This is a genomic window from Amycolatopsis sp. NPDC049159 (assembly GCF_040648295.1).
Classification (GTDB): Bacteria; Actinomycetota; Actinomycetes; order Mycobacteriales; family Pseudonocardiaceae; genus Amycolatopsis; species Amycolatopsis pretoriensis_A.
The window spans coordinates 44,275-67,104 of record NZ_JBEZDL010000006.1; the positions used below are offsets into that span (position 1 = coordinate 44,275).

A 22,830-nucleotide genomic window follows, 5' to 3' on the forward strand; every position below is an offset into this window, starting at 1 on the left:
CCGAGGGTCGCGCGAACCGGACGAACCGTTCAGTAGAACTGGCGCAGGGCCGGCCACGCCGTCGACCACGGCTCGGTCAGGGTGCTGCACAGCGAGAGCACGACGCCGTTCTCGTCGTTGTCCACCCCGTCGTCGGTGAAGTGCTTGGCCACCGGGCGGCACCCGGTGATCAGCCGTGACGCGGGCGAACCGCGTTCGAAGCCGCCGACGAGCAGCACCGGGCCGACCAGTCGGTCCGGCGGTGGCCTCCAATCCGCGTAGGACATGTGCGGGGAGTACGGCTGCGGCAGCCCGAGCCCGGGACCGTAGCGTTCGAGGGCCCCGGCTTCCCCGTAGTTCCCGGTGACGATCACCGCCGTGTCCCGCTCGGCGGCCGGGATCCGCTGCCACGCGACCGCCACGCTGTTCGCGAAACCCGGCCAGCCGACCTGCTCGCCGGGTTCCTTGTTCAGCGCCAGCAGGACGCCGTTCAACGCCGGCGGCGGCACCACCGGGAGTCCGATGAGGACGGACACGACCACGCACACCGCGGTGGCCGCGCCGGTGAGCGCCCGCCGGGTCACCCGGCCCCGGCCCAGCCACCGCAGCACCGGCTCCGCGCCGAGCGCGACCAGCGGCAGCAGCAGCGGGATCGAGTAGTACGGCTTCCCGCCCGCCGCCAGCAGTTCGAGGCAGACCACGGGGTACGCGATCGCGAGGGCGCGGGCCCAGCGCAGTGCGGGGTCGCGCCACGGCCGGAGGAGCCCGGCGACCCAGACCGGCACCAGCACCGGCGACAGCAGGACCAGTTGCATCGGCACGAACAGCACGCGGTTCTCGGCGCCGTCGTCCGCGCTGATCCCGCCGGCGACGGTCAGCATCGGCCAGCCGTGCGCGGCCTGCCAAGCGACGACGGGCGCGGCGAGCACGACGGCGATCCCGATCCCGGCCGCCAGCCACCAGGTCCGGAACACCCGGCGCGGCCCGGCGACGGCCGCGCCGGCACCGAGCCCGGAGAGCAGGAGCAGCACCAGCCACTTGTTCGCCAGACCGAGCCCGGCGGCGGTGCCGACCGCGAGCCACCACCGGCCGTCGCCGGTGCGCAGCAGCTTCACGCCGGACAGCGCGATCAGCGACCACAGCAGCAGGTCCGCGGAGTTGGTGGCCAGCATGTGCGACACGACCAGGACGTACGACGACAACGCCGTGGCGAGCGCGGTGAACAGCTGGACCCCGCGGCCGGCGCCGAACTCGCGGGCGAGGAGCGCGGCCACGACGACGGTCGCCACGCCCAGCAGGGTCGCGATGACCCGGAGACCGGTGGGCGTCTCGCCGAACAACGCGGTCGACGCGCGGGCGAGCCACGGCGTGATCGGCGGGTTGTCGACGTACCCCCAGTCCGGGCGGCGGCCCGCCGCGACGAAGTACAGCTCGTCGCGGTGGAAGCCGTACCGGCCGGACAGCACGGTCAAGACGACCGCCTGGACGGCGACGACGACCCCCACCGGCAGCGCGGCGAACCGCGGCAGCTCCCGACCGGCCCCCATGGCAGCCTCCCCTCGGCGTGCCGGGGATCGTACGCCGGAGATCACGCGGCCGGGAGCGCTCCGACGTACTCGACGCCGGCGTCCGCGACCAGCTCGGTCAGGGTCTGCGCGCGGCGGATCGGCGTGAAGCGGACCTCGCCGTGCTCGGACACCGTGAAGCCGTGCACGGCCGGGCGGGGGAGCGTGTTGTAGGCGTAGTGCGCGCCGAAGTAGTACGCGCCGGTGTCGTGGGCGACGACCAGGTCGCCGGGTTCGAGCAGCGGCAGCGGCCGTTCGCGCGCCAGGAGGTCGCCCGCGAAGCACAACGGCCCGGCGACGTCCTGCGGCACCCCGGGGCCGGTCTTGGGCGTGCCGTCGGCGTGGTGCGCGGTCAGCCGCAGCGGCCAGTGCTCCGGCTGCAGCACCGTGCGGGCCGCCACCTGCGCGCCGGCGTGCGTCACGGCGATGGGCCGCCCGCCCGCGACCTTCGTGTACTCGACGGCGCTGACCAGGAACCCGCTTCTCGCCAGCAGGGACCGGCCGAACTCGGTGACGAAGCCGTAGCGCCCGTCGGCGAGGGCCGGGACCCGCGCCAGCAGCGTCGAGACGTAATCGGCGTAGGTCGGCCCCGGTTCGTCGGAGGTGAAGTTCACCGGCAGCCCGCCGCCGAGGTCGAGGCTGGTGACCTGCCGGAACCCGGCCCGGTCGTTGATCTCTTCGGCCAGCGCGTGCACGGCGGCCACGCCCTCGGCCATCAGCTCGGGCGGGCAGCCCTGCGAGCCGACGTGGACGTGCAGCCGCGTCAGCCACGGGCGCGCGGCGAACGCCTCTTCGATGCGGGCCCGGTTCTCCCGCAGGGGGATGCCGAACTTCGACGTCGAGGTCGCGGTGCTGGTGTCGCCGATCCGGCCCGCGCCGACCTGCGGGTTGATCCGCAGGCCGAGCACCGAGCGCGGGGCGGTGCCGACCAGGGTGTCGAGCCGGGCCAGCTCCTGGAAGTTGTCCGCGTTGACCGCGGTGCCTTCGGCGAGGGCGTGCGCGAGCTCGGCGGTGGTCTTGGCGGGGGAGTCGAGGACCAGCCGCGGGCCGCGGATCCCGGCGGCTTCGGCGACCGCCGTCTCACCGGGGCTCGCGACCTCGGCGTCGACCCCGAGGTCACCGAGGTAGCGCAGCAGCGGCGCGAGGCCGCACGCTTTGGCGGCGACCGTGTGCTGGACGCGGCCGAGGGGCGCGAAGGCCTTCGTCAGGTCTTCGACGGCTTCGCGGATCGCGGCGAGGTCGACGAACCCGGCCATCGGGTCGACGAGGCGGCCGCCGGCGGCGAGGGCACGGAGCTTGCGTTCGGTGCGGTTCACGTTCCCAGGACAGCGCGACCGGGTGGGGCCGGTCCAAGACTTCGTCCGACTGGAGTCATAGGCCGGTCCTATAGTGGCTGGGTGGACCTGCGCCGATGGCACTACTTCGCCGTGCTTGCCGAGGAGATGCACTTCACGCGGGCGGCGGCTCGGCTGTTCGTGTCGCAGCCGTCGCTGAGCCAGCAGATCCGCGCGTTCGAAGCGGAGCTGGGGGTGGCGCTGCTCGACCGGTCGGGCCCCCGCTTCGCGCTGACGGAGGCGGGCCGGGTCGCGGCGGCGGAGGCCCGCGACCTGCTCGACCGCCTGGACCGCGCCCGCGGCGTGATCACGGCGACCGGCCGCGGCGACACGGGCCGGCTGCGGATCGCCTACACGCGCTCGGCTCCGGGCCCCTTGGCGGGCGACCTGGTGGCGGCGTACCGCGCGCGGTACCCGGACGTCTCCCTGGCCCTGGAGACGGGCTGGACGAGCCTGAACCTGGCCCGGCTGCTCGCGGGCGAGATCGACCTGGGGTTCGTGCGGCCCCCGGTGGACGCGCCGGGCATCGAGGTCACGGTGGTCGGCTCGGAGGAGGTGCTGATCGCCCTGCCGTCGGAGCACGCGCTGGCCCGCCGCCGCGGCCGCCTGCGGCGGGAGTGGATCGCGGCGGAGCCGGTGGTGTTCTGGCCGCGCGACAACGGCCCCGGCCAGTACGACGCGATCAGCGGCCAGGTCTGGCCGGGCGGCCTGCCGCCGATCGTGCGCGAGGAACCGGAGGACGAGCAGCTGATCCGCGCGGTCGCGGAGGGCGCGGGCATCGCGGCGGTCCCGGAACACCGGGCACGCGCGCTGAGGCGGCGAGGGGTGGTCCTGCGTCGGCTGACGGACCCGGCCCCCCGGATCGACCTGGGGCTCGCCCGGCGGGCGGGCGCGGTCCCGGCGGTGGTGCGGGAGTTCGTGGCGCTGGCCGGCGAGCCCGTCGCGGAAAGCCGTGGACGCCGTGGTTAGGGTGAGTCGCATGGGGACGATCAGGCAGGTGCAGATCACCTTCGACTGCGCGGAACCCGAGCGCGTCGCGCGGTTCTGGTGCGAGGTGCTGGGCTACGTGGTCCCGCCGCCTCCGCCGGGCTTCGACAGCTGGGCCGACTTCGACCGTTCGCTCCCACCGGAGCGCCAGGGCGCGGCGTTCGCCTGCGCCGACCCGACCGGCGCGGGCCCGCGGCTGTTCTTCCAGCGCGTCCCGGAAGGCAAGGTCGTCAAGAACCGCGTCCACGTCGACGTCCGAGCGGGCACGGGGCTGAAGGGCGCGGAGCGGCTGGCCGCCCTGGAGGCCGAGCGCGACCGGCTGATCGCGCTCGGCGCATCGCACTTCCAGACGCTGTACGCCGACGAGTACAACGAGTCGTGCATCGTGATGCAGGACGTCGAGGGCAACGAGTTCTGCCTGGACTGAACGGATCAGCGGGCGTCGATCGACGCCCGCTCACCCCTCTGTCAGCGCGCTCCCATTCTCTTTTCCCGCGCTGCCATGAGCATGTCCAGGTAATCCGCTTTGGCCGTCGACGACATCGGGACGGACGCCATCCACCGGATCCGGCTCTCGTTGATCACGATTTTGTTGAACTCGACCTCCGTGGGGGAACCGTCTCCCTCGGCCGGCCGGCTGACCACGGGGTAGTCGAGTACCACGCCCCGGCGTCCCTCCGTGCCGGGCTCGTCGGTGAACGAGCCGAGCAGACCTTCCACCACCGACTCGTCCTCGAGTACGGCTTTGATGAAGATCGCCGGCCTGCCGTCATCCCCCGTCGGACCACCGGCCGGGGTGACCGGCAGGTCCACGTCGTAGTCGACGAGCGTGAACCAGTCGGAGCGGTGACGATGCTCCCCCTGGCCTTCCGGCGATGGGAACCACCGCAACGCCACGCCCCAGGCGGCGGCGATCGCGACGATCATCGCCACACCCACGGTCACCAGCACCTGAACGGGCTGCGCACGCAAGGCGACCGCTTGGTCGGCGATCAGCAACCCCGTGTTCAAATGCCAGGCAAGCCCGGACAGCGCTATCGCGGCCGTGAGGAAAGGCAGGTGGAACACCACGCTGACCACGGCGAGATCCGCCAGTTCACGAAGCGTCGACCTCGACCGTGGCGGGGAACGCCGCTCGCGCACTCGAACCCAGGCCAGGCCAGGGCCGATGACGAGCAGGAACAGCACGAACGGCAGTGGTGACGTCGGCACGGTCAGTGGTCCTGCCGAACCCGTGATTCGTCGCCGGGCTCATCCGAGGGCGCCGGATCGGCATCCTCCACGTCCAAGATGCGGCTGACCCCGGAAGGTGGTGAATCCCGTCTGCTGCCGAACCCGCCGTAATTCGTGATGGCGTGCTCTCCACCCCAGCCCGCGAAGTCCGGCTGCGCCAGGTCGGTCTGATCGCTCTCGTGCTCGGCCATCCGTCAATTGTGCCTCAAGGGCCGTACCGGCCCGGCGGTCATCGACGTCGATATCCGCGGACGCACTCGGCAGCAACGCACTTGGATCGATCATGCCTCCGTAGGAGATAGCGGTCTTGCCGAACCGTTGAACAGCATTCGACGATGGTGCGGCGTCGGTCCTAGGCGTCGCCGAGGGCGTGGCGGACCGCCGTCACCACCTGCGGGTGGCCCAGTGGGAGCGGCGGCGGTACCCGGTCCTCCTCGGTATCGCTGCTCGACCCCACCACCCGCACGACCGTCCCGGCCTCCCGCAGCTTCGCGATGACGCCCTCGTGCTCGGACAGCCACGCTTCGTTCGCCGCCATCGCGTCGGCGGACGGGAGGAACGCGTCCGAGGCCGGGTCGACCAGGAGGAGCTGGGACGCTGCGCCCGGGTGGCGTTCCACCAGCTGGAGGGCCTCCGCCGCGAACGGGCCGCTCGCCACGACCGTGATGTCCGGGTCGGCCGGGCCCTGGTCGCCGAGGAGGTCGTCGGCTTCGGTGAGGGCGCCGCCGGCCGGGAGGCGGCACCAGAAGATCGCGCGCTGGTCCGACAGGGGCCGCCAGCTGCCCGGCAGCTCGTCGTGCCGCCCGGCACCCGCGGGGTCGAGGAGATCACCTTGGCGCCCGAAGGGTCGCCGGCGAGCACGACGGACGGGCCTTCGGAACGCGAGAGTTCGGCGGGCATCAGGAATCCTTTCCACGGCGGGGGAGTTCCGGCGAGTCGGTGTCGAGCGGCACGGACCCCGACCGGACGAGTCCCAATTGGACGGTCTGGCGGCCGGTCAGCCGCTCCAGGAGCCAGTCGGCGGCCGTGCGGACCCGGTTCCCCGGCATCGCCATCAGGTGGTACGCGCGCGTCACGGCCTTCGCCGGGAGGCCGGACAAGGGAATGTGCAACGGGTTCGCCGCGGCCGCGCCGGCGCCGAGGTCGACGACGAAGCCGAGGTCGTGGTGCCGGTAGGTGCCGGCGCGGCCGTAGCCGAGCGACGCCGCCACGTTGCGCCCGGCCAGCTTGCCCTGCCGTTCGGCGTGCTGCGCGGTCATCGCGGTGTACTCGCCGGGGCGGGTGAGGTCGGGGACGGCGGCCGCGTCGCCGCAGGCGAACACGTCGTCGCGGCCCGGGACGTTCAGCCGCTCGGTGACGACCAGCCTGCCCTTAGCCGTCTCGAGGCCGATTCCGGCCACCAGCGGGTCGGGCCGCACGCCGACGCACCACACGAGCGTTCGGGTGGGCACCGACTCCCCGTTCGTCAGCGTCACGCCCTTGGCGTCGGCGTTGTCCACCGACGTCTTCATCAGCACTTCGACGTCGCGGGCGCGCAGCACCTGGTCGGCGGTCCGCCCGAGCCGCCGGTCCAGCTCGGGCAGCACCCGCTCGGCGACATCAAGCAGCAGCCAGCGGATCCGCTGCCCGGTGAGCTCGGGGTGGCGCGCGGCGAGCGCGGCGGTGAACGCCGGGCCCTGCGCGGCCACCTCGGTGCCGGTGTAGCCCGCGCCCACCACCACGAACGTGCAGCGTGCGTCGCGCTCGGCCGGGTCTTCCGCAGCCGCGGCGAGCTCGATCTGCCGCGTGATGTGGTCACGCAGGTACAGCGCTTCGGGCACCCCGCGGAAGCCGTGCGCGTATTCGGGGACGCCGGGGATCGGCAGGAGCTTGTTCACGCTGCCCGCGGCCAGCACCAGCCGGTCGTAGCGGATCCGGTGCTCGCCGTCCTCCGGGTCGGTGTAGGCGACCGTGCGGTCGTCGAAGTCGACGCCGGTCGCGGTCCCCAGCACCAGGCGCACCCCGGCCAGGGTCTCGGGGATCGACACCGCGACCCGCCGGGGGTCGAGGATCCCGGCGGCCACCTCGGGCAGCAGCGGCAGGTAGAGGAAGTAGTCCGTCGGGTTGAGCAAGACGACTTCGACGTCTTCGCCGGCTTCCTTCCGGAGGCTCTTCGCCGCGTTGTACCCGGCGAAACCGCCGCCGACGATCACGACACGCATGGATCCCCTTTCTTCGCCCGGATTTCGTCCTTCGTCGATTACCCGAGGCCGGAGCGGGGAAACCCGCGGGGTTGACCTCCCGGCCCAGGGGCGTACGGTCAGGGGGTTGGCTGTTGTTCAGACACGTGCTCCGGTCAGCGCCCCAAGCTGCGAAAGGGAGCGCCATGCACGACATCTTCCGAACCGTTCACGAACCCGGCGGCTTGACCGCCACCATGACCGAGCGCCCGGGCGGGGTCCGCGTCGTCACCCTGGTGGGCGACATCGACGCCGCCACGGTCCACACCCTCGACGAAGCACTGGCCACCGGCGAGCGGGTCGTCGTCGACCTGACCCGGGTGGCGTTCCTCAGCTGCGCCGGCGTCCGTTCGCTGCTGCAGGCGAACGACCGCACCGACCTCGCCCTCGTCGTCGGCGGCCACGCTGTGACGCGTTCGCTGGAAGCGACCGGCGCCGACCTGGTGCTGAAGGTCCACCCCCGCGTGGGGGCCGCGCTCGTCGGCCTCACCCCCGAAGCCGGCCGGGAGGCGTGACCGCCGGGCGGCCACCCCTCCCGCACTCCACTGTGGACTCGGCCGGGACGGGTCAGTCGTCCGGCCATTCGCCGGTCGCCTTGCGGTAGCCGACGGCACCCGCTCGTTCCGTGGCCGCCTTGACGGCGGCGAAGATCGCGCCCTGCACCGCCGCCGCGATGATCACCTGCTGCCAGGTGTAGTCGCGGTCGGTGGCGTCGGGCGCGTCTTCTTCGCCCGCCACGCGCTTCCAGACCTGCTTGAACGCCTGGCCGGCGAGAACGCCGCCGAGCGCGCCGACCATCCAGCTCAGCGGCTTGTACAGCACCTTGTTCACGAGTCGTTCCTCCGTCGCAGGATCAGGCGGATCACGATCACCAGGCCGAGCACGCCGGCGAACACCGGCACCGGGTTGGCGCGGACCGCGTCGGCACCCCGGCGGAACTTGACGGCGGTCGGCGCGTTCGTCACGTCGGCGACCTTCGCGGTCGCCACGTCGAGCTTCTCGTCGACGTTTTCCTTGACCCGGCTCTTGACGTCGAGCTTGTGCCCGAGCGCTTCCAGCGTTTCGGTGAGCTCTTCCCGGGTGGTGTCCCGGTCGAGCCGCGCCTCTTCGGCGTTCTTCGGGAAGTCGCCGCTCATGCCCGCACCCCCTGCTTCACGGTGTCCACGTCTTCGCGGACGCCGGTGATCGCTTCTTCGGGCACCGGCGGCACCGCCTGCGTCACTTCCTTCTTGCCCACCAGCGCGGCGATCCCGGCGATCACGAACAGCGCGACCGCGACGATCACCGCCGCGAGCCAGCCGGGCACGACCAGCGCGAGCGCCAGCACCGCGGCCGCGACCAGCGTGCCGGCGCCGAACAACGCGAACAGGCCCGCCGCGCCGAACAACCCGGCGCCGACCCCCATTTTCTTGCCCTTGCGCTGCAGTTCGAAGACCGCGAGCCGCATTTCGTCCCGGACCAGCCGCTTGACCTCATCGGTCAGGTCCGTCACCAGCTGCCCGACGGAACGGTCGGCCGCCGGTTCCTTGTTCACTTCTTCGATCACGGAACACCTCCTTACCCGTGTACCCGGCCCCGCGCCGGATCAACCACGCCGGGTTTGACCGCGCGAGTGCCGGGTAGCCGATTCGTACCGACCACCGACCAGGAGGAGTGCATGAGCACGATCACCGAAATCGTGGACGTGGAAGTCCCCGTTTCCACCGCCTACAACCAGTGGACGCAGTTCGAGGAATTCCCGCGGTTCATGGAAGGCGTCGAAGAGATCCGCCAGCTCGACGCCACGCACACCCACTGGGTGACGCGGTTCGGTGGCGTGACGCGCGAATTCGACGCGACGATCACCGAACAGCACCCCGACGAGCGGGTCGCGTGGACGTCGGACTCCGGTCCGGACCACGCGGGCGTCATCACGTTCCACCGCTTGGGAGACGCGCACACGCGGGTGACCGCGCAGATGGACATCGACCCGGAGGGCTTCGCCGAGAACGTCGCCGACAAGCTGGGCGTCCTCGACCGCCGGGTGAAGGGCGACCTCAAGCGGTTCAAGGAGTACGTCGAGCAGCACGGCCGGGAGACCGGCGGCTGGCGCGGTGACGTGGAGCGCCCGGGTACGTAACCCGATCGGGGCGAATCACCCGGCGGGGCGGTGCAGTACCGCCCCGCCGCGTTTCGCGTCCGGGAACGACGGGTAGGCCGCCTCCATGACGACCACCACCGCCGACGTTCCCACCGTCGAACTGAACAACGGCGTGCGGATCCCGCAGTTCGGGTTCGGCGTCTTCCAGATCCCGCCGGAAGAAACCGCCCAGGCCGTGCGGACGGCCCTGGAGGCCGGCTACCGCCACGTCGACACCGCGCAGATGTACCGGAACGAAGCGGGGGTCGGCGCCGGGATCGCGGACGCCGGCTTGAAACGCGAAGACGTGTTCGTCACCACGAAACTGGCGAACGACGCGCACGGCCACGACAACGCGATCACCGCGCTGGAAGGCAGCCTGCGGCGGCTCGGCTTCGACCACGTCGACCTGTACCTGATCCACTGGCCCTTGCCGCACAAGGAGAACTACGTCCGGACGTGGCAGGGCTTCGAGGACATCCTGCGCGCGGGCAAGGCGCGCGCGATCGGCGTGTCGAACTTCCAGCCGGCGCACCTCGACCGGCTGGCGGAGGAGACCGGGACCGTGCCCGCGGTCAACCAGATCGAGCTGCACCCCGCGCTGCAGCAACCGGAACTGCGCGCCTACCACCGGGAGCACGGCATCGCGACCGAGGCGTGGAGCCCGCTCGCGCAGGGCGAAGTGCTCGACGACCCGGTGCTCACCGAGCTGGCGGGCAAGCACGAGCGCACGGCCGCGCAGGTCGTGCTGCGCTGGCACCTGCAGCTCGGGAACATCGTGTTCCCCAAGTCCGCGTCACCCGAGCGGATCCGGCAGAACATCGACGTCTTCGGCTTCGAACTGGACGACGAAGACATGAAGGCGATCGGCGAGCTCGACGCCGGCCGCCGCACCGGGCCGGATCCGGACGCTTTCACGGGGTGACCGCGGCGTTTCCCTGAGCGACGCGGCGGGTATCCCTGCGGCAAGGTCCCCCTGGAAGGAGTGTCCGGCATGACCACGAACGCGTATCTGTCGTTCCTCGCGATCGGCGTCGCGCTGGTCCTGATCGACGGGCAGATCATCTACCGCAGCGGCCGCCGGTACCTGGAGAACTCCTACGGCGATCCGGCGGCGGGCGCTTCGATGACCCGCCTGGTCACGGTGCTGTTCCACCTGGCGACGCTGGGTGTGCTGGCCTTGATCTCGACCATCGACATGGGCGAAAGCGACTTGCCGGGCGTCGTCGGCCGGCTCGGCGTACTACTGCTGATCCTGGCGATCGCGCACGCGATCACCCTCGGCGTGCTGGCCCGCATCCGCGGCGAGCAGGAGGTCGAGGCGGTCGTCCAGCGCGGCGGCCGGCAGCAGCGGGTGGAGCCGCAGACCCCGACGGTCACACCGGTGCCGGGCCAGAACGGCCGGTACCCGGACGTCAGCCCGTCGCTGGAGAACCGGTCCCCGTACTCGGCCCAGTAACCGCCCTCAGCCCTCGCGCCCGGCCGCCGGGAGATCGACCTCGGTGTGCCGGGCCGCGAGCGTTCCGGCCAGGTCGGCGAGTTTGACGTTCAGGTCCTGGGACGCGCGCCGCAGCACGTCGAACGCTTCGTCGGCGCTGATGCCGCGGCGCTGCATCAGGATCCCCTTCGCCTGACCGATGACGTCCCGGCTGTCGACCGCGCGGCGCAGGTGCTCGGCCTCCAGCTCGGCCGTGACGACGGCTTCGGTGTGGGCGAGCGCCAGCGAGGCGTGCGTGGCCAGCAGGAGCGCGGTGTCGATGGCCTGACGGTCGAACGCACCCGGCGTCCGCGAATAGATGTTGAGCGCCCCCGACAGGCGCGGCGGGCGGGCGTCCGGCACCAGCGCCGTCGCCAGCACCGAGTGGTAGCCGTGCCGGGCGGCCCCCGGGCCGAACGACGGCCACCGCGGGTCGCGCCCGACGTCCTGCGACCAGCAGAGGGCCGGGCCGTCCGGGCGGGCCGAATCCACGCAGGGACCTTCGCCGTGGTCGTACTGCAGCAGGTCGAGCTCCACGGCCACCGGATCGGTCTCGATCGGCGTGTGGAACCGGCCGTCCGGGTCGCGCAGGGTGACGCTGACCAGGTCGGCGTCCGGCACGATGGCGACCGCGGCGCCGACGACGAGCCTGAGCACGCCGCCGACGGTGTGCGTCACGTTCAGCAAGGTCCGCGTGAGGTCGGCGAACTGGCTCGCCAAGGGGCCCGGCGCCGGTTCGCCGTCCTGCCCGAACCAGGTCCGGTCCCGGGCCCATTCCTCTTCGCTGACGCTCATCGGTCCTCACTGTGTCGGTGATCGGTGTGGGGCCCATTCAACCCGATGCCGGCGCGTTCTCGCTCGAGCCCGGCCCGCGCAGGGCGTTTCGGGCGCGGTCGACGAACCCCGGGCCCGGCCACAGCTGCTCGGCGGCCGGCACCCGGTCGGCCAGGTCCGGGTGTGGCAGCGTCGCGGCGGCCTCCCGGGCTTCGAGGACCGCCCGGCCCAATGTGGTCCGCCGTTCGGGGGAACAGCGGCGCCGGACCTCGGTCACGGCGGCGGGCCCTTCCTCGCGGACGTGCCGCCGGACCGCGCGGATCAGCCCGCCCAGCAGCCGCTCGAACCGGACCTCCTGCGGCCCGGCGCCCTCCAGCTCCCGCATCAGCCGCTCCGCTTCGGCGAGGTCGCCTTCGCCCTCGAGGAAGGGCTCTTCGGCGACGGCGTGCCGGACCAGCTGCGCGGTCAGGTGGTCCGCGAGGTCCTTGCGGTTCTCCGGGCTGCCCTGGCCGAGTTCGAGCTCGGTGCACAGCCGGTCGAGTTCCCGGTGGTCGCCGGCGAGGACGATCGTCAGGTCGGTTGCGGGGTGGCTGCCGTTCATGCACGCTCCTGGTCCGGCTGGGGATTTTCCGAGACGGATACCCGCTGCTCGCGTGCCGAATCCCGTGTCGGCCGCCGGCGAGCCGGGTATGCCACCGGGAGAACCGGCTCCAGGGAGGACGACCATGGCACCGCCGTCGACGGTGATCGAGCGCGAACGCAAGTACGAGATCGCCGCGGGCAGCGGCGTGCCGCGGCTGATCGGCGTGGCCGGCGTCGCGGCGCAGGACGATCCGGTCGAGCAGATCCTCGACGCTTCCTACTACGACACGGAGACCTTCCGGCTGGCGGCCGCCGGCATCACGCTGCGGCGGCGCGTCGGCGGGCACGACGCCGGCTGGCACCTCAAGCTGCCGGTGTCGGCCGACGAACGGCAGGAGATCCAGCTGCCGCTGGGCGGCGACGCCCGGAAGGTGCCGGGCCGGCTCCGCCGCCTGGTGCGCGCGTACACGCTGGGGGAGAAGCTGGTGCCGATCGCGCACCTGCGCACCGACCGGTTCGCCCACCGGCTGGCCGCCGAAGACGGCCGCACGATCGCCACCCTCACCGACGACCACGTGACCGGCGAGGCGGGCGGGACGGCCGCGCACCTCGACGAGTGGCGCGAACTGGAACTGGAGCTCGACCCGGACACCGAACCTGGCCTGCTCGAGGAGTTCGACCACGCACTGGCCGGCGCCGGAGCCTCGGCCTCGCCGTGGCCCTCGAAGCTGCGCCGCCTGGTCGGCGACCGCGTCCCGGCGACGCCGCGCCCGGGCAAGAAGCCCTCGGCGGGTGACGTCGTGCTGGCGTCGCTGCGCGCGCACTCGGCCGCACTGCGCCGCGCGGACGTCGGGGTGCGCCTCGACGTCGGCGATTCCGTGCACCAGATGCGCGTCGCGGCCAGGAAGCTGCGGAGCACGCTTCGCAGCTTCGGCTCGCTCCTCGACCAAAATAAGACCGCGGGCCTGGCGGCCGAGCTGCAGTGGCTCGGACGGCAGCTGGCCCCGGCCCGGGACACCGAGGTCACCGAGGAGCGGCTGCGCGAGCGGCTCGGCGACGTACCGCCGGAGCTGGTGCTCGGGCCGCTGCGCCAGTTCCTCACCCGCTACTTCGCCCGCGAGGCGGAGGAGGCGCGCACGCGGGCGGCGACGGCGCTGACCGGCAAGCGCTACCTCGCGCTCCTGCGGGAGCTGGACGCGTTGGTCACGGCCCCGCCGTGGACCGCGAAGGCGCGCAAGCCCGCGAAGGCCGGACTGCGCAAGCCGCTGCGCAAGGCGGCCCGGAAGCTGACCCGCGCCGAGGCGGCGACCCACGGCCTGGCGGACGAGCAACTGGAGCACGCCCTGCACGACGTCCGGAAGAAGGCGAAGCGGGCCCGCTACGCCGCCGACACCGTGAAGCCGGTGTCGGGCAAGAAGGTGAAGAAGTGGCGCCGGAACGTCAAGGCGGTGCAGCAGACGCTCGGTGCGCACCAGGACACCGTGGTCGGCCGGGAAGTCCTGCGCCACCTCGCGATCGCCGGGCACGGCGAGGGGCAGAACACGTTCACCTTCGGAGTGCTGCACGCCCGGGACGCCGAGCGGGCGGAGAAGCTGCGCAAGCGGTTCGCGACGGAGTGGCGGCGGCTCCGGAAGGGCTGACCGCGTCCCGTCCCGGCCGGCTCGGCCGGGACGGGCTCAGCCGTCGCCGGTCAGCTTGCCGCGCAGCTGCTCGAGGGTCTGCGACAGCAGGCGCGAGACGTGCATCTGGGAGATCCCGACGCGGTCGGCGATCTGGGTCTGGGTCAACCCGCCGAAGAACCGCATGACCAGGATCGCGCGCTCGCGCTTGGGCAGTTCCTGCAGGAGCGGCTGGAGGGCCTCGTGGTTCTCCACCATGGCCATCTCGTGGTCCGGTTCCCCCATCGTGTCCGCCAGCGACAGCGCCTCGGCGTCGTCGTGGACGGGCTTGTCGACCGAGAGCGCCTGGTACGCGTTGCCCGCCATCAGCCCTTCGCGGACTTCGTCGACGTCCAGGTTGAGGTGCTCGGCCAGCTCCGTCGGCGTCGGGGCGCGGCCCAGGCGCTGCGAGAGCGTCGCCGAGCCCTGGCTCAGCGACAGGTGCAGTTCCTTGAGCCGGCGGGGGACGCGCACGGACCAGCCGGTGTCGCGGAAGTGCCGCCGCACCTCGCCCATGATCGTCGGCACCGCGAAGGACAGGAAGTCGTGCCCGCGGGTGGGGTCGAACCGGTCGACGGCGTTGATCAGGCCGATCCGCGCCACCTGGACGAGGTCTTCCCGGGGCTCGCCGCGGCCGGAAAACCGCGTCGCGATGTGCTCGGCGAGCGGCAGCAGCTCGGTGACCAGCTTGCTGCGGACCACGTCCCGCCGCGGGTCGTCCGCCTCGAGGCGGCCCAGCTCGTCGAACAGCGGCTCGCAGTGGGCGTATTCATCCGGGCGGTGGAGGACGGTTTTGCGCTCGCCGCTCACGCGCTCGTTCCCGGGTTCAGCACCAGCTCGATCGTGACGATCCCCGCGCCTCCTCCGGGAAGGACGTCGCAGTGCGCGGTCACCGATCGGCTGAGGGTGGTCAGGACGTGCCAGCCGAACGTGCGGTCGCTCGGCGGGCGCGGGTCGCTCGACCGGGTCGAGACGACGACGTGCAGCCCGTCGATCGCGAGCCGGAAGCGGCAGTGCAGCTGCGAGCCGAGCTCGGCGAGCTGGACCAGCTGGGCGCACGCCTCGTCGACCGCCATCTTCGCGTCGGCGATCGCGTCCAAGCCGAAGTCCGCGCGCGAGACGACGCCGTGCGTGAGCATGCGTACCAGGGGGATCTGCTCCGCCATGGCGGGGAGCCGCAGCTCGACGAGCTCGTCGAGCATCTCGTCGACGGTGGGTTTACCGCCGAACGAGCCACTTCGTGTTTCTTCCATGCTGGAGGTACTACCCATCCGGGCGAATGCCGACACTTGCTGTTCAGGGGTTTCGGAGTTGTCCATCGGGCTCGACGTCACCGGCCGAGCGCCCGTTCGAGTTCCTTCTTGGTCATCTTCGAGCGGCCGTCGATGTTCTTCTTCTTGGCTTCGTTGTACAACTGGTCCTTCGTGGGGCCGCCCGGGCCCTTGCGGTTGCCGGAACGCTCGCCGCCGCGCTGCTGCGGGGACTTGTCCTTGATCGAGGTCCGGCTGGCTTCCCGGGACTCGCCCGATCGCGCGCGGTTCTTGTTCACGGTGCGGGCCGCGATCTCCTTGGCCCGCCCGGTGCTCGCGCCGCGGTCCTCGGCCGAATCCTTGATGTGTTCGTACTGGCGTTCACGCTTGCCGCTCCACGACTGAGGCATGGCAGCTCCCTTCCTAGCTCAAGCTGGGTACCCGGGTGATCACCGGGTAAACGTCGTCTCCGCGTGGTTACCCACCGCATCGGCCGGGTACGCGACGGACTGACCGAGAGGAGGCGCCGATGCGGATCGGCTACACCCTGATGACCGAGCAGACCGGGCCGAACGAACTGGTCCGGTTCGCCGCCGGTGCGGAAGCGGCCGGCTTCGACTTCGAGGTGATGAGCGACCACTACTCGCCCTGGCTGGCCGAGCAGGGGCACGCGCCCTACGCGTGGAGCGTGCTCGGCGCGGTCACCCAGAGCACCGAGCGCGTCGAGCTGATGACCTACGTGACCTGCCCGATCATGCGGTACCACCCGGCCGTGGTGGCGCAGAAGGCGGCGACCGTGCAGGCGCTCTCGGCCGGCCGGTTCACCCTCGGGCTCGGCGCCGGCGAGAACCTCAACGAGCACGTCGTCGGCCGCGGCTGGCCGCCGGCCAACGTCCGGCACGACATGCTCGCCGAGGCCGTCCAGATCATCGGCGGCCTGTTCGACGGTGGGCACTTCGACTACGAGGGCAAGCACTTCCGCGTCGACTCCGCGAAGCTGTGGGACCTGCCGGAGAAGCGGACGCCGGTCGCCATCGCCGTGTCCGGCTCGCAGTCGGTCCGCCGGTTCGCCCCGGTCGCCGACGCGATGATCGCCGTCGAGCCGAAGGTGGAGCTGTCACGGGAGTGGGACGCGACCCGGCTCGGGCCGCCGACCCGCAAGATCGCGCAGCTGCCGATCTCGTGGGGTCCCGACCGCGAGGCCGCGGTGAAGCGCGCGCACGAGCAGTTCCGCTGGTTCGCCGGGGGCTGGAAGGTCAACGCCGAGCTGCCCGGCCCGGCCGGGTTCGCCGGGGCGACGCAGTTCATCCGCGAGGAGGACGTCGCCGGTTCGATCGCGTGCGGCCCGGACGTGGAACCGATCGTCGAAGGCGTCCGCGAGTTCGAGAAGGCGGGCTTCACCGACGTGGCGCTCGTCCAGATCGGCGGTGACCAGCAGGAGGGCTTCCTCGACTTCGCCGAGAAGGAACTGCTGCCGGCGCTGCGCGGCTAGCGAGCGGGCTCGGGAGCGGGCGCGGGTCCGGCCTCGGTGAGCCGCCGGTCCGCGCCCGTCACCCGCAGGGCGCGGCGGACCGCCGCGCTGGTCCCGGTGACGACGAGCAGTTCGGTGCCACGCTGCTCGGCCTCGAGCGCGGCGTGGAGCAGCACCCGCACGCCCGCGACGCCGAGGAAGTCCACTTCGGACAGGTCGACGGCGAGCTGCTCCGGCGCCGCCCACAGCCGGTCGGTGAGCAGGGCGCCCAAATCGCCGGCGGTCGCGCTGTCGAGTTCGCCGCGCACGGTGACGCGGACGGTGTGCGGGGCGGGCCACGTGGTGCGCAGCCGCAGGGCGGGACATCGGGCTCGGGGAGCGTTCATCGCGGTTCGCCGCCGTCCTGGCGCGGCCGGGCGCCGCGCCCTCGAAGGGGTTCGGGGCCGGCTGCTGGTTGAACCGTCCCCGAAGCCTTGACCAGGTGTGAGCGGCCCGCAACCGCCGTTGCTCCGAACGGGCGCGTGCCGCGCCGAGGCGGTGACCGCTCGTGCCCGCGCTGATCGTGATGCAGTAATCTCGCGCTGGACCCGTTAAAGCGCTAGCGGCCCACTAGTGGCGCGCGCCCGGGTCCTCCCTGGTCTTGAGCGCCCTGAACAGAGGATGGGGGGCGTCGACCAGATGACGGGCGGCCACGAGCAGCTCACCGCGCGGCTGGACGAAGTCACGGTCGCGATGGAATCGCTGACCGCGATGCTGGACACCGAGCTCGACCTCGGCCAGATGTTGCAGGCGGTGTGCGACAACGTGGTGCACGTGGTGCCGGGAGCCGACATGGCGAGCATCACCCTGGTGCGCGACGGCGTACCGGAAACGGTGGCCAGCACCGATCAGCGAGCGGTCAACTTCGACCGCGAGCAGTACCGCATCGGCGACGGCCCGTGCCTGCGCGCGGCGGAGACCGGCCAGCCGGTCCGGGTGGGTGTCGGCGCGGTGGGTGATCTGTGGCCCCAGTTCGTGACGTCGGCGGAGCAGCTGGGCGTGGCGAGTTTTCTGGCGGCCCCGCTGACGGTGGACGAGGACATGTCCGGCGCGGTCAACCTCTTCGGCTTCGGCGAGCACGGTTTCAGCGAGCTGGGCACGAAGATCCTGGAGCTGTACACGGCGACGGTGGTGTTCGGCTTGCGCAGCGCGCGCAGGTATTTCGCGGGCCGGGAGCTGGCGGACCAGCTCAACCGGGCACTGGAGACGCGAGCGGTGATCGACCAGGCGAAGGGGATCCTGATGGCGGCGCACCGGATCACCGCGGAGGAAGCGTTCCAGCGGCTGGTGAAGAGGTCGCAGGACGGGAACCGCAAGCTGCACGAGGTGGCGGCGGAGTTCGTGGCAGCGGTGGCAACGACAACGGCTTGAGTGCCGCGCGGCGGTCGTGGTTCGGTGGCGGCCGGAGTCCGGCGGGACGGAAGTTGCGGTCCGCGACGGTCCGGCGGGCGGCGGTGGTTCCGGTCGTGTGCGGTGGCAACCGGTGGGTGGCGCTGCCTGGATGGGGTGGATGCCGAGTTTGCGGCGCCCCGGACGGGCGCAGAGTTGTTCCCGGCGAGCGGCGATTCCGGCCGTGCGGGGCCGACCGGCGACCCGGCGGGCCGCGGCGATTCCGGCCGTGCGGGGCCGACCGGCGACCCAGCGGGCAACGGCGATTCCGGTCGTGCGGGGCCGACCCGGCGGGCGGCGGCGATTCCGGTCGGGCGACCCGGCGAGCGGTGCTGCCTGGGTGGGGTGGATGCCGAGTTTGCGGCGCCCCGGACGGGCACGGGGTTGTTCCCGGCGAGCGGCGATTCCGGCCGTGCAGGGCCGACCGGCAACCCGGCGGGCCGCGGCGATTCCGGCCGTGTGTGGGACCGACCCGGCGGGGCGGCGGCAGTTCCGGTCGTGTGGGGCCGACCCGGCGACCCGGCGGGCGGTGCTGCCCGGCTGAGGTGGATGCCCAGTCTGCCGCACCCCAAGCAGGCGCGGGTCTGTTCCCACGGCCTCGCTTGGCTGCGGCGGGCACCCTCGGTCCGCGGCAGCCAAGCGGTCACTGCCGGTGGCCGCCCGCATCGAGTCGCCGGGGACACTGTGCCCGTCGACCGCGCCCACAGCGCGTAGTCGCCGCCCCGGCCCACTCACCCCGCCGGTACCTCGTCCGGCGGCGCGTCCGGCTCCACCGCCTGCTCCTGGCGGCCTCGGCCCAGCTGGCACGTCGTGCAGACCAGCGTCCGGCCGAGCACCGTGCCGTCGTCCGCGACCACCTGCGCCACGTGCATCGTCGGGAAGCCGCAGACCTCGCAGGGGAGTGAGCCGCTTTCGCGGCTGATGCGGATCTGGGTGCCCATCCGGCCTCCTGGTGTGACGTGGGTCTCACCTACCTTGCCGTCTCCTGGGCCTGAGCCGGGCGATTTCACTCGTTCGGCGCAACGTTCGGTGTCTCCGGAGGGCGTGCCGGCGCCTCCTGTGTTTCAGGGAGTGATCCGGGGTAACCGGCCGGTGAAAACGCACTGGCGGATGCCCGGAGGGGAGCGGAGATGCGAGACAAGCGGAACGACCTGCGACCGGTGGCCGACCTCCTGCTGGAGGGCGGTGACTCCCCGCAGCAGGAGCGCACCCGGCACAAGGCGGCGCTGGCGGTGGCCGCGCAGGCCAAGGATCCGGAGGACTGCGCCCAGCTGCTGGAGATGCTCGGCCTGCACCGCGGTGGCAGGCGCGCCAGCGAAGTCGCCTGAGCGTCGTCACGCTGAGTTTCGGGCGGCCGCCGGACGGGTATCGCTGCCCGTGAGGAGGTCGACATGGCGAGACCGGTGTGGAGCGGCGCGCTGAGCCTGGGGCTGGTCACCGTCCCCGTGGAGCTGTACCCCGCGGTGGCGGACCACACGATCCACTTCCACCAGTTCGAACGCGGCACGTCGGACCGGATCCGCAACCGCCGCGTCAACGAGCGGACCGGCGACGAGGTCGACCGGGACGAGATCGTCAAGGGCTACGAGCTCGGCGGCGGCGACCACGTGCTCGTCGAGCCGGACGAGCTGGACGAAATTGCGCCCGAACGGTCCCGCCGGATCGACATCGAGCAGTTCGTCGAGCTCGACGACATCGACCCGTGGTTCTTCGACAAGACGTACTGGCTCAAGCCGGCGAAGGACGACTTCGCGAAGGCGTACGGCCTGCTGCTGCAAGCCATGGATCGCAGCGAGAAGGCCGGCGTCGCGAAGTTCGTGCTGCGCGGCAAGGAATACCTCGCGGCGGTCCGCGCCGGCGAGGGCGTCATGGTGCTCAACACCCTGCACTTCGTCGCGGACCTGCGGAAGCCGAAGGACGTCATGGGCGAGCTGCCCAAGCTCCCGAAGCCGCGGCCGAAGGAGCTCGACATGGCGCTCGCGCTGGTCGACGAGATGACCGCGCCCTGGAAGCCCGAGGACTTCCGCGACGAGTACTCCAAGCGCGTCGAAAAGCTGATCAAGGCCAAGAAAGCCGGTAAGGAGATCACGCACGAGGAGGAGCCGGCACCGTCGGCCGACGTCGTCGACCTGTTCGAGGCGCTCTCGCGCAGCGTGAAGAACCGCAAGAAGCCGGCCGGGAAGGGCCTCGCCGAACTGTCCAAAGCGGACCTGGACAAGCTCGCCCGCGAGCAGGGCGTCAAGGGCCGGTCGAAGATGACGCGCGCCCAGCTCGAGAAGGCGCTGAAGGCCTCGTGACCGGACCCGGCTGGCGCGAGCCCACCCTGGCCACGCTCACCGGCCGCCGGTTCTCCGACGCGGACTGGATCTTCGAGCGCAAGCTGGACGGCGTCCGCGCGATCTGCGTCCGCGACGGCGGCCCGCCGACGCTGTACTCGCGCAACCACAAGGTGATGGACAACGCCTACCCCGAGATCGTCGAGGCACTGGCGGCCCAGGGCGGCCCGCGGTTCGTCGCCGACGGGGAGATCGTGGCGTTCGACGGCGCGAACACGAGTTTCGCCGCGCTCCAGCCGCGGATCCACGTGAGCGACCCGGATCGCGCCCGCGCGACCGGTGTGCGCGTCTACTACTACCTCTTCGACCTGCTGTACTTCGACGACCAGGACACGACCGGCCTGCCATTGCGGCAGCGGAAGGCGCTGCTGCGGGACGCGTTCGGCTTCGAGGGCCCGCTGCGGCTGTCGTCGCACCGCAACACCGAGGGCGAAAAGTTCTTCGAAGAGGCTTGCCGACGCGGGTGGGAGGGCGTCATCGCCAAGCGGGCCGACGCGCCCTACCACCACGGGCGGTCACCCGACTGGCTGAAGTTCAAGTGCGCGCAGGGCCAGGAGCTCGTCATCGGCGGCTTCACCGACCCGCAGGGCTCGCGGCACGGCTTCGGCGCGCTCCTGCTCGGCTACCACGAAGACGGCGGCCTGAAGTACGCCGGCAAGGTCGGCACCGGCTTCGACGAGGAGCTGCTGGCGTCACTGCACGCGCGGTTGCGGAAGCGGGAGACGCCGGACTCGCCGTTCGCCGGCGCGGTGGGGGAGCGCGGCGCGCACTGGGTCCGGCCGGACCTGGTGGCGCAGATCGACTTCTCCGAATGGACGCGCGACGGGCGGCTGCGGCACCCGCGGTTCGCCGGGCTGCGCGAAGACAAGAAGGCCGGCGACGTCGTACGGGAGCGGGCATGAAGATTTCGCACGCGGACAAGGTGTTCTACCCGGCCGACGGCGTGACCAAGGGCGACGTCGCCGAGTACTACCGGACCGTCGCGGACGTCATGCTGCCGCACCTGCGCGGCCGCCCGCTGACGTTGCGGCGCTTCCCCGACGGCATCGCGAAGCAGGGCTGGTTCCAGAAGCACCCGGGCGAGCACTTCCCGGACTCGATCCGCGTCGAGAGCGTTCCCCGCAGCGGCGGCGGCACCGACGACTACGTGGTGTGCGACGACGCCGAAACGCTGGAGTACCTGGCGAACCAGGGAACCGTGGAGTTCCACGTCTGGCTGTCCACTGTGGACGTGCCCGGGCAGCCGGACCGCTTGGTGCTGGACCTCGACCCGCCGGACGGCACCCCCGTCGCCGAGCTGCGCGCGGTCGCCCGGCGCAACCGCGACCAGTACGAGCGCGTCGGGTTGACGGCGTTCGTCCAGGCCACCGGCGGCCGCGGCTTCCACGTGCTCGCACCGCTGGACGCGAAGACGGACACGGAGGTCGTGCTGGAGCTGTCCCGCGCGCTCGCCGACCGCGTGGCGGAGTCCGGCCCGGACCGGCTGACCACGGCCCAGCGCAAGGAAAAGCGCGGCGACCGGATCTTCCTGGACGCCAACCGCAACGGGTACGCGCAGACGTTCGTGGCGCCGTATTCGCTGCGGGCCCGCCCCGGTGCGGCGGCGGCGACACCGCTGGACTGGCGGGAACTCGGCAAGGCCGAACCGGCCGGCTGGAGCCTGGCGAAGGAGAAGCAGCGGCTGGCCCGCAAGGACGACCCGTGGCGCGACCTGGACCGGCACGCGGGGTCGGCCGAGGCGGCGCTGAAGCAGCTGGACTGAGGGCGCGCGGCTCAGCCGAGCAGCTTGCCCGCCGCCTTCAGGTCCGCCACGAAAGCCGCGTACGCTTCGTCCCGGTCCGGTGCCCGCAACACCGCCGACGGGTGCACCGTCGCCACCGCGGACGGCACCAGGTCGGCCAGGTCCTCCGGCGGCTCGACCGGCTCCCCGCGGTGCTGGGTGAGCCGGAACTGGGTGCCCAGCAACGACTGCGCGGCCGTCGCGCCCAGCAGCAGCACCAGGTCCGGGCGGACCGCCCGCAGTTCCGCCAGCAGCCACGGGCGGCAGGCGACGACCTCGGTGCGGCCCGGCTTCCGGTGGATCCGGCGCTTCCCCTCGCGCTTGAACTTGAAGTGCTTGACCGCGTTGGTCACGTACAGCGACCGCCGGTCGAAGCCCGCTTCCTCGAACGCGCGGTCCAGGAGCTTCCCGGCGGGCCCGACGAACGGTTCACCCGCCACGTCTTCCTTGTCACCGGGCTGTTCTCCGACGACGAGGACCTTCGCCCCGGTCGAGCCTGCACCGAAGACGGTCTGCGTGGCGTCCTGGTACAGCGAGCACCCTTCGCAGCCGGACGCCGCCGACCGCAACCGGGCGAGATCGGTGGTGTCCGGCGGCTCGGCGCGGCGGTGCTCCGGCATGGGGCGGGAGATTCCCGT

30 protein-coding genes are annotated in these 22,830 nt (G+C 72.1%); 13 read left to right on the top strand and 17 right to left on the bottom strand.

The features are described 5' to 3' along the window. Positions 1 to 29: 29 nt before the first annotated feature. Positions 30 to 1,526 carry a glycosyltransferase family 39 protein gene (locus tag AB0B33_RS13140; RefSeq protein ID WP_360770493.1) on the bottom strand — a complete coding sequence of 499 codons (1,497 nt, stop codon included), beginning with the start codon at positions 1,524 to 1,526 and terminating at the stop codon, positions 30 to 32. A 41-nt stretch (positions 1,527 to 1,567) separates the two neighbouring features. Continuing rightward, positions 1,568 to 2,860 carry a diaminopimelate decarboxylase gene (locus AB0B33_RS13145; RefSeq protein WP_360770495.1) on the bottom strand — a complete coding sequence of 431 codons (1,293 nt, stop codon included), beginning with the start codon at positions 2,858 to 2,860 and terminating at the stop codon, positions 1,568 to 1,570. An 81-nt stretch (positions 2,861 to 2,941) separates the two neighbouring features. On the opposite strand from AB0B33_RS13145, the gene AB0B33_RS13150 reads away from it, so the two are divergent. Both AB0B33_RS13150 and AB0B33_RS13155 read left to right on the top strand, forming a co-directional pair. Next, complete coding sequence (locus AB0B33_RS13150; RefSeq protein ID WP_360770497.1) at positions 2,942 to 3,847, top strand: LysR family transcriptional regulator; 906 nt, start codon at positions 2,942 to 2,944, stop codon at positions 3,845 to 3,847. A 10-nt stretch (positions 3,848 to 3,857) separates the two neighbouring features. Continuing rightward, complete coding sequence (locus AB0B33_RS13155; protein ID WP_247022939.1) at positions 3,858 to 4,292, top strand: VOC family protein; 435 nt, start codon at positions 3,858 to 3,860, stop codon at positions 4,290 to 4,292. 41 nt (positions 4,293 to 4,333) lie between these two features. On the opposite strand, the gene AB0B33_RS13160 is transcribed toward AB0B33_RS13155, so the two are convergent. The 4 genes from AB0B33_RS13160 to AB0B33_RS13175 all read right to left on the bottom strand — a co-directional run bounded on the left by AB0B33_RS13160 (position 4,334) and on the right by AB0B33_RS13175 (position 7,299). Further along, positions 4,334 to 5,077, bottom strand: coding sequence for a DUF6338 family protein (locus AB0B33_RS13160; protein ID WP_360770500.1), 744 nt, complete (start codon positions 5,075 to 5,077; stop codon positions 4,334 to 4,336). A gap of 2 nt (positions 5,078 to 5,079) precedes the next feature. After that, positions 5,080 to 5,289 (bottom strand): hypothetical protein, encoded by a 210-nt coding sequence (locus AB0B33_RS13165; protein WP_360770503.1) that lies wholly within the window; start codon positions 5,287 to 5,289, stop codon positions 5,080 to 5,082. A 161-nt stretch (positions 5,290 to 5,450) separates the two neighbouring features. Further along, positions 5,451 to 6,014 carry a hypothetical protein gene (locus AB0B33_RS13170; protein WP_360770506.1) on the bottom strand — a complete coding sequence of 188 codons (564 nt, stop codon included), beginning with the start codon at positions 6,012 to 6,014 and terminating at the stop codon, positions 5,451 to 5,453. Further along, the gene (locus tag AB0B33_RS13175) at positions 5,998 to 7,299 is read right to left on the bottom strand and encodes an NAD(P)/FAD-dependent oxidoreductase (RefSeq protein WP_360770509.1); all 1,302 of its coding nucleotides are present in this window, start codon (positions 7,297 to 7,299) and stop codon (positions 5,998 to 6,000) included. The genes AB0B33_RS13170 and AB0B33_RS13175 overlap by 17 nt, the downstream gene beginning before the upstream one ends. A 164-nt stretch (positions 7,300 to 7,463) precedes the next feature. Between AB0B33_RS13175 and AB0B33_RS13180 the strand changes: the two genes are divergently transcribed. Beyond that, the gene (locus AB0B33_RS13180; protein WP_247022943.1) at positions 7,464 to 7,832 is read left to right on the top strand and encodes an STAS domain-containing protein; all 369 of its coding nucleotides are present in this window, start codon (positions 7,464 to 7,466) and stop codon (positions 7,830 to 7,832) included. A 52-nt stretch (positions 7,833 to 7,884) separates the two neighbouring features. Here the strand turns inward: AB0B33_RS13180 and AB0B33_RS13185 are convergent, their stop codons facing one another. From AB0B33_RS13185 to AB0B33_RS13195, 3 genes are read right to left on the bottom strand one after another with little or no spacing between them, the layout of a single operon-like run. Continuing rightward, positions 7,885 to 8,148, bottom strand: a complete 264-nt coding sequence (locus AB0B33_RS13185; RefSeq protein WP_247022944.1) for a DUF4235 domain-containing protein — start codon at positions 8,146 to 8,148, stop codon at positions 7,885 to 7,887. Further along, positions 8,145 to 8,453 carry a DUF3618 domain-containing protein gene (locus AB0B33_RS13190; protein ID WP_247022945.1) on the bottom strand — a complete coding sequence of 103 codons (309 nt, stop codon included), beginning with the start codon at positions 8,451 to 8,453 and terminating at the stop codon, positions 8,145 to 8,147. The genes AB0B33_RS13185 and AB0B33_RS13190 overlap by 4 nt, the downstream gene beginning before the upstream one ends. Beyond that, the gene (locus AB0B33_RS13195; RefSeq protein WP_247022946.1) at positions 8,450 to 8,863 is read right to left on the bottom strand and encodes a phage holin family protein; all 414 of its coding nucleotides are present in this window, start codon (positions 8,861 to 8,863) and stop codon (positions 8,450 to 8,452) included. Before AB0B33_RS13195 ends, AB0B33_RS13190 begins: the two co-directional genes overlap by 4 nt. A 111-nt stretch (positions 8,864 to 8,974) precedes the next feature. On the opposite strand from AB0B33_RS13195, the gene AB0B33_RS13200 reads away from it, so the two are divergent. From AB0B33_RS13200 to AB0B33_RS13210, 3 genes are all read left to right on the top strand, one after another. Continuing rightward, positions 8,975 to 9,436: an SRPBCC family protein gene (locus tag AB0B33_RS13200; RefSeq protein ID WP_360770513.1), complete on the top strand. Its 462-nt coding sequence runs from the start codon at positions 8,975 to 8,977 to the stop codon at positions 9,434 to 9,436. 85 nt (positions 9,437 to 9,521) lie between these two features. Continuing rightward, positions 9,522 to 10,361: an aldo/keto reductase gene (locus AB0B33_RS13205; protein WP_360770516.1), complete on the top strand. Its 840-nt coding sequence runs from the start codon at positions 9,522 to 9,524 to the stop codon at positions 10,359 to 10,361. Positions 10,362 to 10,430: 69 nt separating this feature from the next. Then, entirely contained in the window at positions 10,431 to 10,895 is a 465-nt protein-coding gene (locus tag AB0B33_RS13210; protein ID WP_360770519.1) for a hypothetical protein, read from the top strand. 6 nt (positions 10,896 to 10,901) lie between these two features. Here the strand turns inward: AB0B33_RS13210 and AB0B33_RS13215 are convergent, their stop codons facing one another. Then, positions 10,902 to 11,708, bottom strand: coding sequence for a GAF and ANTAR domain-containing protein (locus AB0B33_RS13215; RefSeq protein WP_360770520.1), 807 nt, complete (start codon positions 11,706 to 11,708; stop codon positions 10,902 to 10,904). 37 nt (positions 11,709 to 11,745) lie between these two features. Next, positions 11,746 to 12,288 (bottom strand): hemerythrin domain-containing protein, encoded by a 543-nt coding sequence (locus tag AB0B33_RS13220; RefSeq protein ID WP_360770523.1) that lies wholly within the window; start codon positions 12,286 to 12,288, stop codon positions 11,746 to 11,748. A gap of 124 nt (positions 12,289 to 12,412) precedes the next feature. On the opposite strand from AB0B33_RS13220, the gene AB0B33_RS13225 reads away from it, so the two are divergent. After that, the gene (locus tag AB0B33_RS13225) at positions 12,413 to 13,909 is read left to right on the top strand and encodes a CYTH and CHAD domain-containing protein (RefSeq protein WP_360770526.1); all 1,497 of its coding nucleotides are present in this window, start codon (positions 12,413 to 12,415) and stop codon (positions 13,907 to 13,909) included. A 36-nt stretch (positions 13,910 to 13,945) separates the two neighbouring features. Here AB0B33_RS13225 and AB0B33_RS13230 read toward each other — a convergent pair whose 3' ends face one another. From AB0B33_RS13230 to AB0B33_RS13240, 3 genes are all read right to left on the bottom strand, one after another. After that, positions 13,946 to 14,737 (bottom strand): SigB/SigF/SigG family RNA polymerase sigma factor, encoded by a 792-nt coding sequence (locus AB0B33_RS13230; protein WP_360770529.1) that lies wholly within the window; start codon positions 14,735 to 14,737, stop codon positions 13,946 to 13,948. Next, positions 14,734 to 15,180, bottom strand: a complete 447-nt coding sequence (locus tag AB0B33_RS13235) for an ATP-binding protein (RefSeq protein WP_247022954.1) — start codon at positions 15,178 to 15,180, stop codon at positions 14,734 to 14,736. Before AB0B33_RS13235 ends, AB0B33_RS13230 begins: the two co-directional genes overlap by 4 nt. A 77-nt stretch (positions 15,181 to 15,257) precedes the next feature. Then, entirely contained in the window at positions 15,258 to 15,587 is a 330-nt protein-coding gene (locus tag AB0B33_RS13240; RefSeq protein ID WP_360770533.1) for a plasmid stabilization protein, read from the bottom strand. A 119-nt stretch (positions 15,588 to 15,706) separates the two neighbouring features. Here AB0B33_RS13240 and AB0B33_RS13245 point away from each other — a divergent pair, with 119 nt between their 5' ends. Further along, on the top strand, positions 15,707 to 16,669 hold the full coding sequence (locus AB0B33_RS13245; RefSeq protein WP_360770535.1) for a TIGR03557 family F420-dependent LLM class oxidoreductase: 963 nt from the start codon (positions 15,707 to 15,709) through the stop codon (positions 16,667 to 16,669). Here AB0B33_RS13245 and AB0B33_RS13250 read toward each other — a convergent pair. Further along, the gene (locus AB0B33_RS13250) at positions 16,666 to 17,034 is read right to left on the bottom strand and encodes an STAS domain-containing protein (RefSeq protein ID WP_360770537.1); all 369 of its coding nucleotides are present in this window, start codon (positions 17,032 to 17,034) and stop codon (positions 16,666 to 16,668) included. The genes AB0B33_RS13245 and AB0B33_RS13250 overlap by 4 nt on opposite strands. A 292-nt stretch (positions 17,035 to 17,326) precedes the next feature. Between AB0B33_RS13250 and AB0B33_RS13255 the strand changes: the two genes are divergently transcribed. Then, the gene (locus AB0B33_RS13255; protein WP_247025112.1) at positions 17,327 to 18,058 is read left to right on the top strand and encodes a GAF and ANTAR domain-containing protein; all 732 of its coding nucleotides are present in this window, start codon (positions 17,327 to 17,329) and stop codon (positions 18,056 to 18,058) included. Between the two features lie 749 nt (positions 18,059 to 18,807). On the opposite strand, the gene AB0B33_RS13260 is transcribed toward AB0B33_RS13255, so the two are convergent. Then, a complete protein-coding gene (locus tag AB0B33_RS13260) occupies positions 18,808 to 19,017 on the bottom strand; it encodes a hypothetical protein (RefSeq protein WP_360770540.1) in 210 nt (69 codons plus the stop codon). Positions 19,018 to 19,206: 189 nt separating this feature from the next. Here AB0B33_RS13260 and AB0B33_RS13265 point away from each other — a divergent pair, with 189 nt between their 5' ends. The 4 genes from AB0B33_RS13265 to ligD (AB0B33_RS13280) all read left to right on the top strand — a co-directional run bounded on the left by AB0B33_RS13265 (position 19,207) and on the right by ligD (AB0B33_RS13280) (position 22,174). Then, positions 19,207 to 19,404 carry a hypothetical protein gene (locus tag AB0B33_RS13265; protein WP_360770542.1) on the top strand — a complete coding sequence of 66 codons (198 nt, stop codon included), beginning with the start codon at positions 19,207 to 19,209 and terminating at the stop codon, positions 19,402 to 19,404. 63 nt (positions 19,405 to 19,467) lie between these two features. Continuing rightward, positions 19,468 to 20,373 carry a Ku protein gene (locus AB0B33_RS13270; RefSeq protein ID WP_360770545.1) on the top strand — a complete coding sequence of 302 codons (906 nt, stop codon included), beginning with the start codon at positions 19,468 to 19,470 and terminating at the stop codon, positions 20,371 to 20,373. After that, a complete protein-coding gene (gene ligD, locus AB0B33_RS13275) occupies positions 20,370 to 21,314 on the top strand; it encodes a non-homologous end-joining DNA ligase (RefSeq protein WP_360770548.1) in 945 nt (314 codons plus the stop codon). Before AB0B33_RS13270 ends, ligD (AB0B33_RS13275) begins: the two co-directional genes overlap by 4 nt. After that, complete coding sequence (gene ligD / locus AB0B33_RS13280; protein WP_360770551.1) at positions 21,311 to 22,174, top strand: non-homologous end-joining DNA ligase; 864 nt, start codon at positions 21,311 to 21,313, stop codon at positions 22,172 to 22,174. Before ligD (AB0B33_RS13275) ends, ligD (AB0B33_RS13280) begins: the two co-directional genes overlap by 4 nt. A gap of 11 nt (positions 22,175 to 22,185) precedes the next feature. Here ligD (AB0B33_RS13280) and AB0B33_RS13285 read toward each other — a convergent pair whose 3' ends face one another. Beyond that, on the bottom strand, positions 22,186 to 22,812 hold the full coding sequence (locus AB0B33_RS13285; RefSeq protein ID WP_360770554.1) for a UdgX family uracil-DNA binding protein: 627 nt from the start codon (positions 22,810 to 22,812) through the stop codon (positions 22,186 to 22,188). Positions 22,813 to 22,830 lie beyond the last annotated feature (18 nt).

What these genes read in the sequence shown, in the direction of transcription:
- AB0B33_RS13140 (WP_360770493.1), bottom strand. Translation starts at nt 1,526, where the DNA reads ATGGGGGCCGGTCGGGAGCTGCCGCGGTTCGCCGCGCTGCCGGTGGGG.
- AB0B33_RS13155 (WP_247022939.1), top strand. Translation starts at nt 3,858, where the DNA reads ATGGGGACGATCAGGCAGGTGCAGATCACCTTCGACTGCGCGGAACCC.
- AB0B33_RS13165 (WP_360770503.1), bottom strand. Translation starts at nt 5,289, where the DNA reads ATGGCCGAGCACGAGAGCGATCAGACCGACCTGGCGCAGCCGGACTTC.
- AB0B33_RS13175 (WP_360770509.1), bottom strand. Translation starts at nt 7,299, where the DNA reads ATGCGTGTCGTGATCGTCGGCGGCGGTTTCGCCGGGTACAACGCGGCG.
- AB0B33_RS13180 (WP_247022943.1), top strand. Translation starts at nt 7,464, where the DNA reads ATGCACGACATCTTCCGAACCGTTCACGAACCCGGCGGCTTGACCGCC.
- AB0B33_RS13190 (WP_247022945.1), bottom strand. Translation starts at nt 8,453, where the DNA reads ATGAGCGGCGACTTCCCGAAGAACGCCGAAGAGGCGCGGCTCGACCGG.
- AB0B33_RS13200 (WP_360770513.1), top strand. Translation starts at nt 8,975, where the DNA reads ATGAGCACGATCACCGAAATCGTGGACGTGGAAGTCCCCGTTTCCACC.
- AB0B33_RS13205 (WP_360770516.1), top strand. Translation starts at nt 9,522, where the DNA reads ATGACGACCACCACCGCCGACGTTCCCACCGTCGAACTGAACAACGGC.
- AB0B33_RS13210 (WP_360770519.1), top strand. Translation starts at nt 10,431, where the DNA reads ATGACCACGAACGCGTATCTGTCGTTCCTCGCGATCGGCGTCGCGCTG.
- AB0B33_RS13215 (WP_360770520.1), bottom strand. Translation starts at nt 11,708, where the DNA reads ATGAGCGTCAGCGAAGAGGAATGGGCCCGGGACCGGACCTGGTTCGGG.
- AB0B33_RS13220 (WP_360770523.1), bottom strand. Translation starts at nt 12,288, where the DNA reads ATGAACGGCAGCCACCCCGCAACCGACCTGACGATCGTCCTCGCCGGC.
- AB0B33_RS13225 (WP_360770526.1), top strand. Translation starts at nt 12,413, where the DNA reads ATGGCACCGCCGTCGACGGTGATCGAGCGCGAACGCAAGTACGAGATC.
- AB0B33_RS13235 (WP_247022954.1), bottom strand. Translation starts at nt 15,180, where the DNA reads ATGGAAGAAACACGAAGTGGCTCGTTCGGCGGTAAACCCACCGTCGAC.
- AB0B33_RS13240 (WP_360770533.1), bottom strand. Translation starts at nt 15,587, where the DNA reads ATGCCTCAGTCGTGGAGCGGCAAGCGTGAACGCCAGTACGAACACATC.
- AB0B33_RS13245 (WP_360770535.1), top strand. Translation starts at nt 15,707, where the DNA reads ATGCGGATCGGCTACACCCTGATGACCGAGCAGACCGGGCCGAACGAA.
- AB0B33_RS13250 (WP_360770537.1), bottom strand. Translation starts at nt 17,034, where the DNA reads ATGAACGCTCCCCGAGCCCGATGTCCCGCCCTGCGGCTGCGCACCACG.
- AB0B33_RS13255 (WP_247025112.1), top strand. Translation starts at nt 17,327, where the DNA reads ATGACGGGCGGCCACGAGCAGCTCACCGCGCGGCTGGACGAAGTCACG.
- AB0B33_RS13260 (WP_360770540.1), bottom strand. Translation starts at nt 19,017, where the DNA reads ATGGGCACCCAGATCCGCATCAGCCGCGAAAGCGGCTCACTCCCCTGC.
- AB0B33_RS13265 (WP_360770542.1), top strand. Translation starts at nt 19,207, where the DNA reads ATGCGAGACAAGCGGAACGACCTGCGACCGGTGGCCGACCTCCTGCTG.
- AB0B33_RS13270 (WP_360770545.1), top strand. Translation starts at nt 19,468, where the DNA reads ATGGCGAGACCGGTGTGGAGCGGCGCGCTGAGCCTGGGGCTGGTCACC.
- ligD (WP_360770551.1), top strand. Translation starts at nt 21,311, where the DNA reads ATGAAGATTTCGCACGCGGACAAGGTGTTCTACCCGGCCGACGGCGTG.
- AB0B33_RS13285 (WP_360770554.1), bottom strand. Translation starts at nt 22,812, where the DNA reads ATGCCGGAGCACCGCCGCGCCGAGCCGCCGGACACCACCGATCTCGCC.